Annotated in this window: 21 protein-coding genes and 4 pseudogenes; 12 read left to right on the top strand and 13 right to left on the bottom strand. The window is 75.6% G+C overall.

Annotation, left to right across the window (positions count from 1 at the left end; all coding sequences use genetic code 11):
• Positions 1–4: 4 nt before the first annotated feature.
• The 8 genes and pseudogenes from MF408_RS25145 to MF408_RS08080 form a co-directional block, all read right to left on the bottom strand.
• Entirely contained in the window at positions 5–319 is a 315-nt protein-coding gene (locus MF408_RS25145; protein WP_275693452.1) for a hypothetical protein, read from the bottom strand.
• A gap of 106 nt (positions 320–425) precedes the next feature.
• Positions 426–1,415: pseudogene (locus MF408_RS08110) on the bottom strand (cation acetate symporter); the annotation flags it as partial.
• A 107-nt stretch (positions 1,416–1,522) separates the two neighbouring features.
• A complete protein-coding gene (locus tag MF408_RS08105) occupies positions 1,523–1,900 on the bottom strand; it encodes a hypothetical protein (RefSeq protein ID WP_240250956.1) in 378 nt (125 codons plus the stop codon).
• On the bottom strand, positions 1,897–2,640 hold the full coding sequence (locus tag MF408_RS08100; protein ID WP_240250955.1) for a LytTR family DNA-binding domain-containing protein: 744 nt from the start codon (positions 2,638–2,640) through the stop codon (positions 1,897–1,899). The genes MF408_RS08105 and MF408_RS08100 overlap by 4 nt, the downstream gene beginning before the upstream one ends.
• Positions 2,637–3,332 carry a histidine kinase gene (locus tag MF408_RS08095; RefSeq protein ID WP_240250954.1) on the bottom strand — a complete coding sequence of 232 codons (696 nt, stop codon included), beginning with the start codon at positions 3,330–3,332 and terminating at the stop codon, positions 2,637–2,639. Before MF408_RS08095 ends, MF408_RS08100 begins: the two co-directional genes overlap by 4 nt.
• Positions 3,333–3,349: 17 nt before the next feature.
• Positions 3,350–3,790 (bottom strand): hypothetical protein, encoded by a 441-nt coding sequence (locus MF408_RS08090; protein WP_240250953.1) that lies wholly within the window; start codon positions 3,788–3,790, stop codon positions 3,350–3,352.
• A gap of 4 nt (positions 3,791–3,794) precedes the next feature.
• Entirely contained in the window at positions 3,795–4,445 is a 651-nt protein-coding gene (locus tag MF408_RS08085; protein ID WP_240250952.1) for a class I SAM-dependent methyltransferase, read from the bottom strand.
• A 76-nt stretch (positions 4,446–4,521) separates the two neighbouring features.
• A pseudogene (locus MF408_RS08080) lies at positions 4,522–4,770 on the bottom strand (class I SAM-dependent methyltransferase); the annotation flags it as partial.
• Positions 4,771–5,090: 320 nt separating this feature from the next.
• On the opposite strand from MF408_RS08080, the gene MF408_RS08075 reads away from it, so the two are divergent.
• Positions 5,091–5,528, top strand: coding sequence for a hypothetical protein (locus MF408_RS08075; RefSeq protein WP_240250951.1), 438 nt, complete (start codon positions 5,091–5,093; stop codon positions 5,526–5,528).
• A gap of 429 nt (positions 5,529–5,957) precedes the next feature.
• On the opposite strand, the gene MF408_RS08070 is transcribed toward MF408_RS08075, so the two are convergent.
• Positions 5,958–6,749, bottom strand: a complete 792-nt coding sequence (locus tag MF408_RS08070) for an HAD-IB family hydrolase (RefSeq protein ID WP_240250950.1) — start codon at positions 6,747–6,749, stop codon at positions 5,958–5,960.
• Positions 6,750–6,900: 151 nt separating this feature from the next.
• Here MF408_RS08070 and ssd point away from each other — a divergent pair, with 151 nt between their 5' ends.
• From ssd to MF408_RS08025, 9 genes are all read left to right on the top strand, one after another.
• The gene (gene ssd, locus MF408_RS08065) at positions 6,901–7,824 is read left to right on the top strand and encodes a septum site-determining protein Ssd (RefSeq protein ID WP_240250949.1); all 924 of its coding nucleotides are present in this window, start codon (positions 6,901–6,903) and stop codon (positions 7,822–7,824) included.
• Positions 7,821–7,973, top strand: a complete 153-nt coding sequence (locus tag MF408_RS08060) for a hypothetical protein (protein WP_240250948.1) — start codon at positions 7,821–7,823, stop codon at positions 7,971–7,973. The genes ssd and MF408_RS08060 overlap by 4 nt, the downstream gene beginning before the upstream one ends.
• Before the next feature lie 153 nt (positions 7,974–8,126).
• Entirely contained in the window at positions 8,127–9,164 is a 1,038-nt protein-coding gene (locus MF408_RS08055) for a TadA family conjugal transfer-associated ATPase (RefSeq protein ID WP_345893877.1), read from the top strand.
• Entirely contained in the window at positions 9,161–9,727 is a 567-nt protein-coding gene (locus MF408_RS08050) for a hypothetical protein (RefSeq protein ID WP_240250947.1), read from the top strand. The genes MF408_RS08055 and MF408_RS08050 overlap by 4 nt, the downstream gene beginning before the upstream one ends.
• Positions 9,717–9,935: a hypothetical protein gene (locus MF408_RS08045; protein ID WP_240250946.1), complete on the top strand. Its 219-nt coding sequence runs from the start codon at positions 9,717–9,719 to the stop codon at positions 9,933–9,935. The genes MF408_RS08050 and MF408_RS08045 overlap by 11 nt, the downstream gene beginning before the upstream one ends.
• Before the next feature lie 1,267 nt (positions 9,936–11,202).
• On the top strand, positions 11,203–11,391 hold the full coding sequence (locus MF408_RS08040) for a DUF4244 domain-containing protein (RefSeq protein ID WP_240250945.1): 189 nt from the start codon (positions 11,203–11,205) through the stop codon (positions 11,389–11,391).
• Positions 11,388–11,654 (top strand): TadE family type IV pilus minor pilin, encoded by a 267-nt coding sequence (locus MF408_RS08035; RefSeq protein WP_345893876.1) that lies wholly within the window; start codon positions 11,388–11,390, stop codon positions 11,652–11,654. Before MF408_RS08040 ends, MF408_RS08035 begins: the two co-directional genes overlap by 4 nt.
• Positions 11,593–11,775 carry a hypothetical protein gene (locus tag MF408_RS08030; RefSeq protein WP_240252220.1) on the top strand — a complete coding sequence of 61 codons (183 nt, stop codon included), beginning with the start codon at positions 11,593–11,595 and terminating at the stop codon, positions 11,773–11,775. The genes MF408_RS08035 and MF408_RS08030 overlap by 62 nt, the downstream gene beginning before the upstream one ends.
• On the top strand, positions 11,772–12,158 hold the full coding sequence (locus tag MF408_RS08025; RefSeq protein ID WP_240250944.1) for an Rv3654c family TadE-like protein: 387 nt from the start codon (positions 11,772–11,774) through the stop codon (positions 12,156–12,158). Before MF408_RS08030 ends, MF408_RS08025 begins: the two co-directional genes overlap by 4 nt.
• Before the next feature lie 21 nt (positions 12,159–12,179).
• On the opposite strand, the gene MF408_RS08020 is transcribed toward MF408_RS08025, so the two are convergent.
• The 4 genes and pseudogenes from MF408_RS08020 to MF408_RS26765 all read right to left on the bottom strand — a co-directional run.
• Complete coding sequence (locus MF408_RS08020; RefSeq protein WP_240250943.1) at positions 12,180–12,485, bottom strand: hypothetical protein; 306 nt, start codon at positions 12,483–12,485, stop codon at positions 12,180–12,182.
• A 31-nt stretch (positions 12,486–12,516) separates the two neighbouring features.
• Complete coding sequence (locus tag MF408_RS26775; protein ID WP_345893875.1) at positions 12,517–13,611, bottom strand: Zn-binding domain-containing protein; 1,095 nt, start codon at positions 13,609–13,611, stop codon at positions 12,517–12,519.
• Between the two features lie 76 nt (positions 13,612–13,687).
• Positions 13,688–13,918 (bottom strand): annotated as a pseudogene (locus MF408_RS26770) (helicase-related protein); the annotation flags it as partial.
• 271 nt (positions 13,919–14,189) lie between these two features.
• Positions 14,190–14,900: pseudogene (locus tag MF408_RS26765) on the bottom strand (DEAD/DEAH box helicase); the annotation flags it as partial.
• A 139-nt stretch (positions 14,901–15,039) separates the two neighbouring features.
• Here MF408_RS26765 and MF408_RS08010 point away from each other — a divergent pair.
• Both MF408_RS08010 and MF408_RS08005 read left to right on the top strand, forming a co-directional pair.
• Positions 15,040–15,372, top strand: coding sequence for an STAS domain-containing protein (locus MF408_RS08010; protein WP_240250942.1), 333 nt, complete (start codon positions 15,040–15,042; stop codon positions 15,370–15,372).
• Positions 15,373–15,571: 199 nt separating this feature from the next.
• Positions 15,572–16,456: a sodium/proton-translocating pyrophosphatase gene (locus MF408_RS08005; protein ID WP_240250941.1), complete on the top strand. Its 885-nt coding sequence runs from the start codon at positions 15,572–15,574 to the stop codon at positions 16,454–16,456.
• Positions 16,457–16,543 lie beyond the last annotated feature (87 nt).

Here is a 16,543-nt window from a genome sequence, read left to right as displayed (position 1 = left end):
TGAGTTACACCCCCTCAGGCTCCAGCACCTCCGGCGTGTGCAGCCGGACGAGGAACCGCCGCGCGTGCAGCGGCACGCGGCCCGGGGTGGCGAGCGAGACGAGCACCATCACGGCGAAGGCGAGCGGGACGCTCCAGGCGGCCGGGTGCTCGAGCAGGGCGCCGGGCCAGCCCTCGAGCCGCACCCCGACGAGGTGGAGCACCGCGGCGCTGCCGGCGCCGAGGCCGCCGACGGCGAGGCCGACGAGGGCGCCGGCGTCGGTCAGCCCGCGCCACCAGATGCCGAGCACCAGCAGCGGGCAGAACGTCGACGCCGCCACGGCGAACGCGAGCCCCACCGACTGCGCGACCCCCGACGTCCTCCACGGTGAGCGCGACGACGACCGGCACGACCACCGCCACGACCGCGGCCAGCCGGAACGCGGTCGCCACCGTGCCGCGCGGCCCGCGCTCGCCCACGAGCCGGCTGGTCACGTCCTGGGTGATGACGCCCGACACCGCGATCGCCAGCCCCGACGCCGTGGAGAGGAACGCCGCGAACGCACCCGCGGTCACCAGGGCCGTCAGCAGCTCGCCGCCGATGCCGTCGACCACCAGCCGCGGCAGCTCAAGCACGAGGACGTCGGCGTCGCCGCGCGCGACCAGCCGGTCGCCGTACACGCGGCCGAGGGCGGCGTACACCGGCGGCCAGAGGTAGAACAGCCCCAGCAGTGCGAGCACCGCCAGCGTCGTGCGTCGCGCGCCCCGGCCGTCGGGGTTGGTGTAGAACCGCACGACCACGTGTGGCAGCCCCATGGTGCCGAGGAACAGCGCGACGATGAGGGAGTACGTCGTGTAGAGGCCGATGCCGCCGCCGTCGGCGACCGGCACCGACCAGGCGGCGCCGCCGCCGTCGCCCGCCGGCCGGCCGTCGCCCCACCAGACGACGAGCAGCACCATCGCCGGCACCAGCAGCGCGGTGAGCTTGAGCCAGTACTGGAACGCCTGGACGAAGGTGATCGACCGCATCCCGCCGGACATCACGTTCACCAGCACCACCAGCCCGACGATCACCGGCCCCACCCACTCCGGCAGGCCGATCGCCGACCTGAGCGTGAGCCCGGCGCCGCGGAACTGCGGCACGAGGTAGAGCCACCCGACGCCCACCACGAGCAGCGACGACGCCGCGCGCACCACCCGCGACCCGAGCCGCGCCTCGGCGAAGTCGGGCAGCGTGTAGGCACCCGAGCGGCGCAGCGGAGCGGCGACCAGCACGAGCAGCACCAGGTAGCCGGCGGTCCAGCCGACCGGGTACCAGAGCATCTCGGCGCCGCCGACCAGCAGCAGCCCGGCGATGCCGAGGAACGACGCCGCGGAGAGGTACTCGCCCCCGATCGCGGAGGCGTTGAGGCGGGGGTGGACGGTCCGCGAGGCCACGAAGAAGTCGCTCGTCGTCCGCGAGAACCGCAGCCCCCACGTGCCGATCGCCACGGTCGCGACGGTGACGGCGAGCACCGCGAGCAGACCGGGTACGGCGTCTCCGCTCACGGCTCCGCGCCCTCGACGAGGTCGGCGAAGTCGCGTTCGTTGCGCTCGACCTGGCGCACGTAGCGCCAGCCGAGGAGCAGCAGGAACGGGTAGACCAGCCCGCCGAGCAGCACCCATGCCAGCGGCAGCCCGGCCATGTCGATGTCGGCGAGCTCGGGCCAGAGGTGGAACACCAGGGGCAGCGCGCCGATCGTGACCGCGACGACGACCAGGATGCCGACCGCGAGGACGAGCTGCTCGCGGAGCAGCGAGCGCAGGTAGACCCCGCCCAGCGGGGTCTGCTCGTGGACGTCGCCGAGCCGGCTGCGCGGGCGGGCCGACGACTGCCGGGGCGGGCCGGTGACCCGCACCCGCTGCGGCCGGTCCTCGCTCACGCCAGCCCCCGCGCGCGGCGTACGAGCACGTCGCGGAGCTCGCGGGTGTGCCGCCGGGCGACCGGGAGCTCGACGCCGCGTACGACGACCGTGCACCGTCCGCCGTCGGTGCGCACCTCGTCGACGTGGGCGAGCGCGACCAGCAGGGACCGGTGGATCCGCCAGAACCCGGCCGGGCGCCACTCCTCCTCCAGCGTCGAGAGCGGGATCCGCACCAGGTAGGACTCGCCGCCGTCGGTGTGGAGGCGGGCGTAGTCGCCCTGCGCCTCCACGTGCGTGATGTCGCCGCGGTCGACGAACCGGGTCACGCCGGCCCGCTCGACCGGGATCTGGGCGTCGTCGGGCGCCGGGCGGCGGTCGCTGCCGGACACGACCCGGCGCACCGCCTCGGCGAGCCGCTCGGCCCGCACCGGCTTGAGCACGTAGTCGACCGCGTGCAGGTCGAACGCGTCGACGGCGTGCTGTTCGTGGGCGGTCACGAACACCACCGGCGGCGGCTGCTTGAACCGGCCGAGCACCTCCGCGAGCTCCAGGCCGCTCAACCCGGGCATCTGCACGTCGAGGAACACCGCGTCGACGTCGGTCTCCCGCAGCGTGCGCAGGCCGTCGGTCGCGGAGCGGCAGGTGATGACCTCGCCGACCCGGTCGTCGGCGCGGAGCAGGAAGCCGAGCTCGTCGAGCGCCGGCTGCTCGTCGTCGACGACCAGCACCCGCAGCCCTCCGGTGTCCCCTGCCGTCACCCCGCACTCACCCCCGGTGCGAACTTGGGCACGCGGACGACCACCTTGGTCCCGGCCCCGCGCGCCGTCTCCACGACGAGACCGTAGTCGTCGCCGAACGTCGCCCGCAGCCGTGCGTCCACGTTGCCCAGCCCGATCGAGTCCAGGGAGGCGTCGCCGGCGAGCGCCCGGCGTACCTTCTCCGGGTCCTCGCCGGCACCGTCGTCCTCCACCTCGACCACGCACTCGTGGCCCCGGTCGTGGGCGAGGATCCGGAGGTGGCCGGCCTCGTCGACGCTGCTCGCGTGCTCCAGGCCGTGGCGGACGGCGTTCTCCACGAGCGGCTGGATGCTGAGGAACGGGATGACGACCGGCAGCACCTCCGGTGCGATGTTGAGCGTCACCTGCAGCCGGTCGCCGAACCGCGCCTGCTCGAGCAGCAGGTAGCGCTCGACCGACCGCAGCTCCTCGGCAAGCGTGGTGAAGTCGCCGTGCCGGCGGAAGGAGTAGCGGGTGAAGTCGGCGAACTCCAGCAGCAGCTCGCGCGCCCGGTCGGGGTCGGTGCGCACGAAGCTCGCGATCGCGCCGAGGGAGTTGTAGACGAAGTGCGGGCTGATCTGCGCCCGCAGCGCCCGCACCTCCGCCTCCATCGCGCGGTTGCGGCTGGCGTCGAGCTCGGCCAGCTCGAGCTGGCCCGACACCCACTGCGCCACCTCGTCGGTCGCCCGGATCAGGCCGGCGGTGGGGGGTGGGGGGCGAACGCCTGCACGGTGCCGATCACCCGGTCGTCGACGACCAGCGGGCTCACGACGCCGGTGCGGACGGGGCAGCCGGCCGCGGTGCACGGCAGCTGGCCCGGCTCCACGGTGCGGGTCCAGCCGCGTGGCGCGCCGGCGTCGGACCGGCCCGGGTCGACCAGCGCGACCGCCAGCTCGCCGGCCTGGTCGCGGTGGTGCCCGCCGGTGCCGTCCCAGGCCAGCGTGGTCGCGGTGTCGGTCAGCGCCAGCGCCGGCGTGCCGAGCAGCGTGCGGAGGTGCTTGATCGCCCGCTCCGCGCTCGCGGCGGTGAGACCCTCCCGGAGTGCGGGCGAGGCCAGCGAAGCCTGGTGGAGCGCGCGGAACGCGGCGCGGTCCGCCTCGGACCCCAGGTGGCCCCGCCGCCAGCTGCGCATGGCGTCATCGTGCCGGTCGGGTCAGCGGAAGTCGATGAGCAGCATCCCGGAGTCGTCGTCGGTCGGGGGGTCCACGACCGACGACGAGTCGGTCGCCTCGCGGACGACGGGCTGGGTCGGCTCGCCCTCGTCGCCCCCCCTCCGCCGCCGTGCCGGCGGCTGCGGCAGAGCTGCTGCCGGCGGTGTCGGCGGCCGGGGCGGCCGGGGCGGCCGGGCGGGGCTGCGGCTTGATGCCGACCACGGCGCGGAAGCACTGGGTCACGTAGGGCAGCTGCATGCCGTCCATGCCGCGGCCGAAGTCGTCGTAGAACGCGAGCACCTCGCGGAGCTTGGCCTCCCGCGCCTCCGCCGGCAGCACCGCGACGTTGGAGCGGGAGAGCACCAGGTCCTGGATGGACTCCCGGTTGACCGTCTGCCAGTGCTTGAAGGTCTCCTGCTCGACCGGCCCGAAGTACGGCGACGACTCCAGCGCCTCGCCGGGACCGGCGCCCTGGTCCTGGTTGCCGATGAGGCGGCCCAGCCGCTTGACCCACGGGATCCGCTCGTCGCGGGTGTTCCAGACCAGGCTGAGCGACCCGCCCCGCTTGAGCACCCGGGCGATCTCGGGGAGCGCCCGGTCGTGGTCGAACCAGTGGTAGCACTGGGCGGCGATCACGATGTCGAACGAGCTGTCGGGGGGCGGGGATCTCCTCGGCGGTGGTCTGCGAGATCCGGGTGACGGCGTAGTTGCGGGCGAGCACGTCGAGCATCGCCGCGTCGGGGTCAGTCGCGTGGACGTCGTGGCCGAGGGCGACCAGCTCGCGGGTCAGCTTGCCGGTGCCGGCACCCAGCTCGAGGACCGTCAGCGGCTCGTCGCCGGTCAGCCAGCGCACCGCGTCGACCGGGTAGCCCGGGCGGCCGCGCTCGTAGGAGTCGACCACGCCGCCGAAGGAGAGGGCCGGGCGCGGCTCGGGGGTCGCGGGGGAGTCGTTGGGTGCCATCGGGGCTCACGGTAGTCCCTCGGTAGCCTCTGGGCGGTGAGCGCGGACCCGTTGGCCTGGTTGGTGTCGCTCGAAGGGGTCCCGTCCGGCTTCGCCGGCGCCCGCGACGGCATCGACGTGGTGCTGCGCGACCGCAGCCTGCGGCGCACGACGCCGGAGACGACGGCGGAGTCGCTGCTCCGCGGCGCCCACGCGAGCGCCGTGCTCGAAGGGTCGGGGTCGACCCTGGACCAGGTCCGCGCGGGGGGCGGGCGACGAGGTCGCCGCGGACGCCGTACGGGTGTCGACGGAGCTGCTCGGCCTGGTGCCGGTGCTGCGCCGTGCGCCGCTGCAGGCACTCGCCCGGCTGCACGCGGTCGCCGCCGCCGGCTCGCTGCCGCCCGACCGGCTGGGCCGCCCCCCGCGACGCCGGCTCGGCCGACCTGCTGCGCACCGTCGCCGGCCTGGCCACCGCCACCACGGAGGCGCCGGCGCTCGCGGTCGCCGCCGTCGTGCACGCCGAGCTCGCCGTCAACGCGCCGTTCGCGTCGCACAACGGACTGGTCGCCCGCGCCGTCGAGCGGCTGCTCCTGGCCGCGAAGGGCGTCGACGAGAAGTCGCTCGTCGTCCCGGAAGCCGCCCACCTCGCGCTGCGGCCGCAGTACGAGTCCAACCTCCGCGGCTACGCCAGCGGCGGCCCCGCCGGCGTCCACTCCTGGCTGCTCTACGCCGCCGAGGCCTACGCGGCCGCCGCCGAGGCCAGCCCGCTGCGGGGTTGAGTAGGCACTTCCTCACCGTCGAGTAGGCACTTCTCGACCGTCGAGTGGGCACTTCTCGGCGGTGCGAAAGCCCCTTCTCGACAGTGCAAGAGTCCCTACTCGACCCGGACATGCAGGTGGCACCCGAGCCGACGTTCTCTCGGGTGCCACCGCGGACACGTGATCCCTGGCTACCAGGCGTGCATCATCAATTGCTGCCCCGGGCAATTCCCGATGGCATGCGCCCTGTTGGGAAGGGTGGATCGCCGCGTGGGTACCGGGTTCACGTGCTGATCTTGTGTTGTGGGGCCGAGGGGGAACACCTGCGCCGGGTGATCCGTCCGACCTCGTGCTTCCTTTGTACGCCGGTCGCGCGGCACCTTCAAGGGTTGTCTTTTACCTTGGGGACGGGTTCAGTGGGCGGGTTGGCGAGCACCGCCCGCCCGGACCTCAGGAGGCGACCCGGCGCCGGACCCCCAGGTAGACGGCGGCCCCGACGGCCACCACCCCGCCGACGGCGAGCGCCGCGAGCGTCGGCTTCGCAGGCGGCAGCGGCACCCGGCTGCGCAGCGCGACCGGCTTGCTGAACACCAGCACCGGCCACGCCTGGGCCGCCGCGTGCCGGCGCAGGTCGCGGTCGGGGTTGACGGCGTAGGGGTGGCCCACCGCCTCGAGCATCGGGACGTCGGTGGCGGAGTCGCTGTAGGCGTAGCAGGCCGACAGGTCGTAGCCCTGCTCCTCGGCGAGGGCGCGGATCGCGTTGGCCTTCTCCTCGGCGTACGCGTAGTAGTCGATCTCGCCGGTGTACTGGCCGTCGACGATCTCGAGGCGGGTGCCGACGACCCGGTCGGCGCCGAGCATCGCGCCGATCGGCTCGACCACGTCGGTGCCCGAGGAGGAGACGATGACGACGTCGCGCCCGGCGGCGTGGTGCTCCTCGATCAGCTGCACCGCCTCGTCGTAGACGATCGGGTCGACGATGTTGTGGAGGGTCTCGGCGACGATCTCCTTGACGGTCGCGACGTCCCACCCCGCGACCAGCTGCGACATGAACTGCCGCATCTTCTCCATCTGGTCGTGGTCCGCGCCGCCGACGAGGAAGACGAACTGGGCGTACGCCGACCGCAGCACCGCCGCGCGGGAGATCAGGCCCCCGGCCTGGAACGGCTTGGAGAACGCGAGCGCGCTCGACTTCGCGATGATCGTCTTGTCGAGGTCGAAGAACGCCGCCTCACGGCCCATGCCCGACATCGTAGGGGCGGCCGGGTACGACGTCCCCCGGGAACCACCGGGCGGTCCCGGAACCGTCCACAGCCCGCCCCGTGACGGGCGATCTCCACAGCGCCGCCCGGTCGGGGCTGCGGGCGCCGTCGAACCGGTCGACAGTGCGGTCATGGCCACCACGCACGACCCCGTGTCCCCTGCACCGCTGATCCTCACCGCCGACGAGGAGCTGCTCGCCCAGCTCCTGCCGCTCGCGGCGGCCGCCGACGTCGTCCCGGTGACGGCGCACGACCCGTTGGCGGCGCTCGCCACCTGGAGCCGCGCGCCCGCCGTGCTCGTCGGCGCCGACCTCGCCGAGGCAGTGGCCCGGATCGCCCCCGACCGCCGCCGCCACGTCTACGTCGTCGCCCACCGCACTGTGCCCGACGAGCTGTTCCGCACCGCCCTGCATATCGGCGCCGAGCAGGTGGTCGACCTGCAGCGGTCGGCGGCGTGGCTGGTCGAGCTGCTCGCCGACCTCACCGAGCGGCAGCCCGCGCGGGGCCGGGTGATCGGCGTGATCGGCGGGTCGGGCGGTGCCGGGGCGACGACCTTCGCCTGCGCGCTCGGCCAGTGGGCCGCCGCCCACGACGACACCGTGCTGCTCGACTGCGACCCGCAGGGGCCGGGCCTCGACCGGATGCTCGGGCTGGAACGCACCGACGGCTTCCGGTGGGACGCCCTCTGCCAGACGACGGGGCGGCTCAGCGCGCGGGCGCTGCGGGAGGCGCTGCCCCGACGCGGCCGGCTCGGCGTCCTGTCCTGGTACGCCGAGGCGCGGCCGCAGAGCCTCCAGGCGTTCGCCGTCCGGGAGGCGTTGTCGGCGGCCCGGCGCGGCCATCGCACCGTGGTCGTCGACCTGCCGCGCAGCCCCGACCGGCTCGTCGACGAGCTCGCGGCGCGCTGCGACCGGCTGGTGCTGCTCGTCCGCGGAGGCGTGCCGGGGGTGAGCTCGACGGCGCGGATGCGGGCGCAGCTTCGCCGACCACCCCGACATCGGGGTGGTCCTCCGGGGGCGAGGCGGTGCCGGCGGCCGCGGTGGAGCACGCGGTGAAGCTGCCCGTGCTGGCCCAGATGCGCGACCAGAAGGGCCTCGCCGAGGCGCTCGACCTCGGTCTCGGGCCGCTCCGCTCGCGACGGGGACCGCTGGCCCGGGCCGCGGCGGCGGTCCTCGCGTCGGCGGCCGAGGAGGTGGCCGCATGACGCTGCCGGCGGCCGGTCCCGACCTCCTCGACGAGGTCGCCGGGCTGGTCGAGGAGGTCCGCGGCCGGCTGGCCCGGTCGCCCGGCGAGCTGACGCCGCACCGGGTGGCCGAGGCGCTGCGCGCGGCGGGGGCGTCCGGTCGGCGACGCCACGGTGCTCGCCGTCTACGAGGCGCTGCGGCGCGACGTGGTCGGTGCCGGGCCACTAGACCCCCTGCTGCGCGAGCCGGGCGTCACCGACGTCCTCGTCAACGGCGCAGGGGAGGTCTACGTCGACCGCGGCGCCGGCCTCGAGCGGGCAGGGGTCCGGCTCGACGACGAGAACGCCGTCCGCAGGCTCGCGCAGCGGCTGGTCGCGAGCGGCGGCCGCCGGCTCGACGACGCGGCGCCGTACGCCGACGTCCGGCTGCCCGACGGCACCCGCTGCCACGCCGTGCTGGCGCCGCTCGCGCGGCCGGGCACGGCGATCTCGCTCCGGGTGCCCCGGCGGGGCGGCTTCACGCTCGAGCAGCTGCGCGACGCGGGGACGCTGACCGCAGAGTCGCTGGAGCTGGTGCGGCTCGTGGTGGGCGCGCGGCTGGCGTTCCTCGTCACCGGCGGCACCGGCACCGGCAAGACCACGCTGCTGTCGGCGATCCTCGGCGCCGTGGACCCGCGGGACCGGGTGGTCGTGGTGGAGGACGCGACCGAGCTGCGGCCCGACCACCCGCACGTCGTCGGCCTGGAGGCGCGACCGCCCAACCTCGAGGGCCACGGCGCCGTCGTGCTCCGCGACCTGGTGCGCCAGGCGCTGCGGATGCGCCCCGACCGGCTGGTCGTCGGCGAGGTGCGCGACGGGGCGGTGGTCGACCTGATGGCGGCCATGAACACCGGCCACGAGGGCGGGTGTGGGACGCTCCACGCCAACTCCGCCGCTGACCTGCCCGCGCGGGTCGAGGCGCTGGCGCTCGCCGCCGGCCTCGGCCGGGAGGCGGCACACAGCCAGCTGGCCGCGGCGCTCGACCTGGTGCTCCACATGGTCCGCGACCGTGACGGGACCCGCCGCCTGGGGGAGGTGGCGGTCCTCGAGCGCACCCCCGGCGGGCTGGTGCGGACCGCCACGGCGGTGACCGTCGACCGCGGCGGCGTGCTCGTGCCGGGGCCGGCTGCCGAGCGGCTGCTCGACCTGATCGAGGCGCGGAGACCGCGATGACGTGGGTGGCGGTCGCCCTCGCGGCCGCCGCGGTCGCGCTGGCGCTGTCCGGCGGCGGGGGGCTCCGGGTGCCCCGGCGCCGGCGGCGTACCCGCGCCGTCGGCGTCCTCGCCGGGCTCGCCGGGGCCGGGTGGTGGCTGGTCGACGAGCCGCGCCTGCTGGTCCTCGGGGCGATCGGCGTCGTCGTCGTCACCGCGGCCGTGCGGCTGGTCGAGCGGCACCGTGCCGACCGGGCGGCCGCCCGCGTCCGGAGCCGTGTGGTCGAGACCTGCGACGCCCTGCACGCCGAGCTCGCGGCCGGGCAGACGCCGGCGACGGCGCTGGAGCGGGCGGCGGCCGAGTGGCCGGCGCTGCAGCCGGCGAGCCGCACCGGCGCCGCCGGTGGGGACGTCCCCGCCGCCCTCCGGGAGCTGGCGGCGGAGCCGGGGGGCGGGCGACCTCCGGGTGGTCGCCGCGGCCTGGCAGGTGGCGCACCGCACGGGGCACGGGCTCGGCGACGCGGTCGCGCGCGTCGCGCAGGAGCTGCGCGAGGCCGACCACACGCGACGGGTGGTGGCCGGTGAGCTCGCCTCCGCCCGGGCCACTGCCCGCCTGGTCGCGGCGCTGCCCGTGGTGGCACTGCTGATGGGCACCGGCGCGGGGGCGGATCCGTGGTCGTTCCTGCTCGGCCACCCGGTCGGGCTCGCCTGCCTGGCGGGCGGACTCGCGTGCGGGCTCGCCGGGCTGGCGTGGATCGAGGCGCTCGCCCGCGACGTCGAGCGGGGCCGGTGATGGCGGCCGTCGCGGCGGTGCTGGCCGGCGTCGCGGCGTACCTCGCCTTCCCGCGACCGCTGTCGTTCGAGCCCGGCCGCGGTCCGGGTGGCGCGGGCGGCCTGGGAGATGTGGCCGGTGCCGCCGGCCGGCCCGACGACGGCCCGGTCCGGCGGTGGCGCTGGCTGTGGAGCTTGCTCGCCGGCCTCGGCGCGGTCGCGGTGCTCGGCGGCCCGCTCGGGGTCGCGGGCGGTGTCGCGGCCACTGCCGGCGTGTGGACGGCGGCCGGTCGGGTCGAGCCGCGGTCGGCGCGGCTGCGGCGGGAGGGAGGTACGCCGCGACCTGCCGCACGTCGTCACGCTCCTCGGAGCGGCCCCACGGTCCGGGGCCGCCCCCGGCGCCGCGATCGACGTCGTGTGCCGGGCGCTGCCGGGCGCGGCCGCGGACCGGTTGACCCCGGTGGCCGCCCGGCTGGCGCTCGGCGGCGACCCGGGTGCGATCTGGACCGGTCTCGCCGGCGACCCGACGCTCGGACCGCTGGGCCGGACGATGGCCCGCACCCACCGCTCCGGAGCGCCGGTGGTGGCTGCGGTGGAGCGCCTCTCCGAGGAGCTGGCGCGCCGCTCCCGCGCGGAGGTCGAGGACCGCGCCCGTGCCGTCGGCGTCCGGGCGGCGGTGCCGCTCGGCGTGTGCCTGCTCCCCCGCCTTCCTGCTGCTCGGGATCGTCCCGCTCGTCGCGGGGCTGGCGCGCTCGATCGCGTGGTGAGGGTCGGCCCGGCTTGCGGTTTGGGACCAATCCGTGGGGGTCGGGGTGCTGGGCGTGCGGTTTGGGACCAATCCGTGGGGGTCGGGGTGCTGGGCGTGCGGTTTGGGACCAATCCGTGGGGGTCGGGGTGGTGGGGGTGCGGTTTGGGACCAATCCGTGGGGGTCGGGGTGCTGGGCGTGCGGTTTGGGACCAATCCGTGGGGGTCGGGGTGGTGGGGGTGCGGTTTGGGACCAATCCGTGGGGGTCGGGGTGGTGGGGGTGCGGTTTGGGACCAATCCGTGGGGGTCGGGGTGGTGGGGGGTGCGGTTTGGGACCAATCCGTGGGTGTCGGGGTGCACGGCCTGCGGTTTGGGACCAATCCGCACCGACACCGCCCCCGGCCCGCCTGTCGTCCACAGCCCCCTCGCCCGCCGGCCGTCCTCCACAGGCGGGGGCAGGGCGTTGGGGCGATGTCCGGTCGGCGGCGGAGGCTCCTGGCGACGGCGGACCGCACCGGGCGGCCGCCCCGACCAGGAGGCGACATGACACGACACCTGATGTCCATCCGGCGACGCGACCAGCGCGGCATCACCACGGCGGAGTACGCCGTGGGCACGGCGGCGGGGGCGGGGCTCGCCGGGTTGCTCTACAAGCTGCTGACCGGCGGCTTCGGCGACCGGATGCTCAAGACGCTCTACGACCACGTCCTCGGTCTGCTCGGCATCGGATGACACGGCGACCCGCGGCCCGGCGGCGCCCCGGAGACCGGGGCGCCGTCACGGCCGAGCTGGCGATCTGCATCCCGGTGCTGATGGCGGTGACGACGGCGCTGGTGTGGCTCCTGTCGGTGGGGGCGGCGCAGGTCCGCACGGTCGACGCGGCGCGGGAGGCGGCGCGGGCGGTCGCGCGGGGGGGACGACCGGGCGGCGGCCGTGGCGCTCGGCGAGCGGGTCGCCCCGGAGGGGGTGACGGTCGACGTGGTCGTCGAGGGTGACCGGGTGGTGGCGCGGGCCGGGGGGCGGGTGCCGGCGCCCGGCGGCCTGTTCGGCTTCCTGCCGGGGGCGCCGGTGCGTGCGGAGGCGGTGGCGGTCAGCGAGGAGGGGAGTACGCCGTGACCAAGGGGCCGCCCCGTGCCGCGGCGACGCGGTCGACGGACGAGCGCGGTGCGGTGACCCTGCTGGCCGTCGCGTGCTCGTGCCTGCTGCTCCTCGTCGGCTGCGCGCTCGCGGTGGTCGGCGCGATGGTGGTCGGGCACCGGACGGCGCAGGCCGCGGCCGACCTGGCGGCGCTGGCGGGTGCCGCCGCGGCCCGCGACGGCGGCGACCCGTGCGGGTCGGCGGCCGCGATCGCGGCCGACAACGGGGCGACGCTCACCCGCTGCGCCGTCGACGGCACGGAGGTGACCGTCGACGTGGAGGTCACCGGGCCGCGGTGGCTCGGCCAGACCGGCGACCTGGCCGCCCGGGCCCGGGCCGGCCCGGCCGGCGTGACGCCGTGAGGCCGCAGCGGGGGCGGGTCGTCAGCGGCGCTCGTCGTCCCCGTCGGTGCGGTGGTCGCCCTCGGCCCGCTCGAGCCGGTCCGACAGCTCGCGCAGCCGCTTCTGCTCCTGGCGGTGTCGCCAGCCCTGCTTGGCGCCGACCTTCAGGCTCCACAGGCCGGCGACCACGAGCAGCGTCGAGACCGCCCCCCACAGCACCAGTGTGCCGGGCGCGAGGTGCCAGCTCATGATCTCGGTCGAGCCGTCGGCGTCGACGTCGGCGCCGAAGAAGCTCACGGCGAGACCCACGACGCCCAGCACCAGGAGCAGCACGCCGAGGACCACCATGGCGCGACCTTAGTCCGCCGGGGTCACCCCGTCACCGCGCCGCGGCGAGGAGCGCGTCGAGCAGCAGCACCGCGCCCTCCTTGTCGAGCGGGTCGTTGCCGTTGCCGCACTTCGGCGACTGCACGCACGACGGGCACCCGCTCACGCACTCGCAGGCGGCGATCGTCGCCCGGGTGGCGCCGAGCCACTCCCGCGCCGTCGCGTAGCCGCGCTCGGCGAAGCCGGCACCGCCCGGGTGGCCGTCGTGGACGAAGACGGTCAGCACGCCGGTGTCGGGGTGCCGGGCCGTCGAGACGCCCCCGATGTCCCACCGGTCGCAGGTGGCGAAGAGCGGCAGCAGGCCGATCGAGCAGTGCTCGGCGGCGTGGGCGGCGCCGGGCAGGTCGGCACGGGTCAGTCCGGCCGCCTCGACCACGTCGTCGGGCACGGTCCACCAGACCGCGCCGGTGCGCAGCGAGCGGACCGGCAGGTCGAGCGGGGTCTCGTCGATCACCTCGCCGGTGCGCGTGCGGCGGCGGAGGTACGCCGTCACCTGGTTGGACACGTCGACGGTGCCGAACGACAGCCGGCACCGGCCCCACATCTGGTGCTCGCGCTCCTCGACGACGACGATGTCGGCCACGTCGCGGGCGGTCGTCGTGTAGTCGACCTCCGCCCGCCGCAGCACGGCGACGTGGTCGTCGAGGTCGAGCTCCTCGACCAGCCACGTCTCCCCGCGGTGGACGTAGACCGCGCCCGCGTGCGCGGTCGTGTGCGCCCGGCCGCCGTCGACGGTGCCGACCACCCGGCCGGTCCCGGCCTCGACCAGCTGGACCTGCGCACCACCGGTCGAGCGGATGTCGGCGAGGTCGCACGCCCGGTTGCGGTCGGTCCAGAACCACCCGGTCGGACGCCGGCGGAGCATCCCGTCGGCCACGAGGCCGTCGAGCGCCGCGCGCGCACCCGGCCCGAACAGCGGCAGGTCCTTGCTCGTGATCGGCAGCTCCTGCGCGGCCGCGCACAGGTGCGGGCCGAGGACGTAGGGGTTGTCGGGGTCGAAGACGGTCCCCTCGACCGGCTGGCCGAGCAGCGCCTCGGGGTGGTGGACGAGGTAGGTGTCGAGCGGGTCGTCGCGGGCGACCAGCACGCCGAGCGCCCCCGCCGCCGGTGCGGCCCGCGCGACCGACCTGCTGCCAGAACGCGGCGCGGGTGCCGGGGTAGCCGGTCATCAGCACCGCGTCGAGGCCGCTGACGTCGATGCCGAGCTCGAGCGCGTTGGTCGCCGCCATGCCGAGCAGCCGCCCGCTGCGCAGGTCGTCCTCCAGCGCTCGTCGCTCCTCGGGGAGGTAGCCGCCGCGGTAGGAGTCGACCCGGGACGCGAGCGCCGGGTCGACCTCGGCCAGCAGGTCGGAGGCCCGCTGCGCGACCTGCTCGACCCCGCGCCGCGACCGCACGAACGCCAGGGTGCGGACGTCCTCGACGACCAGGTCGGCGAGGAGGTCGGCGGTCTCGGCCGCGGCCGGCCGGCGCACCGGCGCCCCCCTGCTCGCCCGTCAGCGTGGTGAGCGGCGGCTCCCACAGCGCGACCGCGACCTCGCCGCGCGGCGAGTGGTCGGCGGTGACCGCGAGCACGTCGGCACCGGTCAGCCGCCGCGCGGCCACCTCCGGGTCGGCGACGGTCGCCGACGCGAGCACGAACGTCGGGTGGGCGCCGTGGGCGGCGCACACGCGGCGCAGCCGGCGCAGCACGTGGGCGACGTGGGCGCCGAAGACGCCGCGGTAGTGGTGGCACTCGTCGACCACGACGTACTGCAGGGTCGCGAAGAACCGCGCCCACCGCGCGTGCCCCGGCAGCAGCGACCGGTGGAGCATGTCGGGGTTGGTGAGGACGTACTCCGCGTGGTCGCGCGTCCACTCCCGCAGCTCTTGCGGGCTGTCGCCGTCGTGGGTCGAGACCCGCACGTCGACGCCGAGCCCGTCGATCGCCGCGCGCTGGTCCTGGGCGAGCGCCTTGGTGGGCGCGACGTAGAGCGTGCTCGCCCCGCGCTGCCCCCGCCGGCCGCGCCCCTCCTTCGCGGCGGTCAGCGCGGGGAGGAGGTAGGCGAGCGACTTGCCCGACGCCGTGCCGGTCGCGAGCACCACGTGCTGCCCGGCGCGGGCGGCCTCGGCGGCGAGCACCTGGTGGCGCCACGGCCGGTCGACGCCGCGCCGCCGGTACGCCGCCACCACGTCCGGGTCGGCCCACGCCGGCCACTCCTCGGTGACGGCGGGCCGCGCCGGGAGCCGCTCGAGGTGGGTCAGCCGGTCCGCCCGGGAGGCGCCCGCGGTGAGCCGGGAGACCAGCGCGACGGGGTCGACGCTGGCCGGCCGGCCGGGGTGCGCGAGGTGGGCGGAGGCGGTCACCTCCCGATTGTCGCAACCACCCCCGACAGCCATCACCGTGCACTCGTTCGGTCGGTCATGGTTTGATATCACCGCTGGTGTGCCTGCCCTCGGGACGCCGTCCGGGAGGGGGCCCGCCGCGGAGATCACAGCGAGGACCCAGCGTGACGGGTCGGACTTGAGGGTGGGAGACGTGGACCTGACACTGTCGACGCGCGAGGTCGGTGGCCGCACCGTCGTCGTCGTGGGGGGCGAGATCGACGTCTACACCGCGCCCAAGCTCCGCGACACGATCACCGAGCTGGTGGCCGCGGGCAGCTACGACCTGATCATCGACATGGAGCAGGTCGAGTTCCTCGACTCCACGGGGCTCGGCGTCCTCGTGGGCGGGCTGAAGAAGGTCCGCGCCCACGACGGGACGCTGCAGCTGGTCTGCAGCCAGGACCGGCTGCTCAAGATCTTCCGGATCACCGGTCTGTCGAAGGTGTTCACGATCCACCCCTCCGCCGACGCCGCCCTCGCCTGAGGCCGGCTCGCCCCCTCCCGCCGCACCCGCTCGGGTGGCGGCGGTGCCGTGCTGCCCGGGCGCGGTGATTCCGCGCGACACGCGCGTGATCCGGGTCACAGACGGCGTGTGGTCCCCGCCACAGCGTGCGTAGACTCCGGCCCACGTTCCATGGCCTGGGTCCGTTGACCCGTCCCTGACTCCCCCCAGGAGGAAACGCATGCCCGGGATCCTTCCCGCTGCTGTGGAGGTCGAAGGCGGCAATCTCGTCCTCGTCGCCATCGTCGCGCTGATCGGCCTCGCGGCGCTCGCGATGGCTGCCCTGTTCCGGCAACAGGTGCTCGCCGCCGGCGAGGGCACGCCGAAGATGCAGGCGATCGCCCAGGCGGTCCAGGAGGGCGCCAACGCCTACCTGACCCGTCAGTTCCGGACGTTGGCGATCTTCGCCGCCGTCGCGTTCTTCGCGCTGCTCGTCCTCCCGGCCGACGACTGGACGGTCCGGATCTTCCGGTCGGTGTTCTTCCTGATCGGCGCCGGCTTCTCCGCCGCGATCGGCTACCTCGGCATGTCCCTGGCCGTGCGGGCCAACCTCCGGGTCGCGGCCGCCGCCGAGACCGAGGGCCGTGACCCGGCGATGAACATCGGGTTCCGCACCGGCGCGGTGGTCGGCATGTCGACCGTCGGGCTCGGCCTGCTGGGCGCCAGCCTGGTCGTGATCTTCTTCCAGGACGACGCCGCACACGTGCTCGAGGGCTTCGGCTTCGGTGCCGCGCTGCTTGCGATGTTCATGCGGGTCGGTGGCGGCATCTTCACCAAGGCGGCCGACGTCGGCGCCGACCTGGTCGGCAAGGTGGAGCAGAACATCCCCGAGGACGACCCGCGCAACGCCGCGACGATCGCCGACAACGTCGGCGACAACGTGGGCGACTGCGCAGGCATGGCGGCCGACCTGTTCGAGTCGTACGCCGTGACGCTGGTCGCCGCGCTGATCCTGGGCTCGCTCGCCTTGGGCGACAAGGGCTTGGTGTTCCCGCTGGTCGTCCCGGCGATCGGCGCGATCACCGCCGTGATCGGCACCTATCTGTGCCGCCCCCCGCCCGGGTGAGAGCGGGCTCACCACGATCAACCGGGCGTTCTACCTGTCCGCGGCGATCGCCGGGGTCGCGTCCGTGATCGCGGCGTTCGTCTACCT

Origin of the sequence: Nocardioides sp. TF02-7 (genome assembly GCF_022437945.1) — a bacterium.
Taxonomy (GTDB): Bacteria; Actinomycetota; Actinomycetes; order Propionibacteriales; family Nocardioidaceae; genus Nocardioides.
The sequence above is the reverse complement of the archived record's forward strand: the minus strand, read 5'-3'. Positions and strand labels throughout refer to the sequence as shown.

Excerpts from the sequence above, each read along its gene's own strand:
- MF408_RS08070 (WP_240250950.1), bottom strand. The coding sequence starts at position 6,749 with ATGGGCCGTGAGGCGGCGTTCTTCGACCTCGACAAGACGATCATCGCG.
- MF408_RS08090 (WP_240250953.1), bottom strand. The coding sequence starts at position 3,790 with ATGCGCAGCTGGCGGCGGGGCCACCTGGGGTCCGAGGCGGACCGCGCC.
- ssd (WP_240250949.1), top strand. The coding sequence starts at position 6,901 with ATGGCCACCACGCACGACCCCGTGTCCCCTGCACCGCTGATCCTCACC.
- MF408_RS08005 (WP_240250941.1), top strand. The coding sequence starts at position 15,572 with ATGCCCGGGATCCTTCCCGCTGCTGTGGAGGTCGAAGGCGGCAATCTC.
- MF408_RS08035 (WP_345893876.1), top strand. The coding sequence starts at position 11,388 with ATGACACGGCGACCCGCGGCCCGGCGGCGCCCCGGAGACCGGGGCGCC.
- MF408_RS08050 (WP_240250947.1), top strand. The coding sequence starts at position 9,161 with ATGACGTGGGTGGCGGTCGCCCTCGCGGCCGCCGCGGTCGCGCTGGCG.
- MF408_RS08040 (WP_240250945.1), top strand. The coding sequence starts at position 11,203 with ATGACACGACACCTGATGTCCATCCGGCGACGCGACCAGCGCGGCATC.
- MF408_RS08020 (WP_240250943.1), bottom strand. The coding sequence starts at position 12,485 with ATGGTGGTCCTCGGCGTGCTGCTCCTGGTGCTGGGCGTCGTGGGTCTC.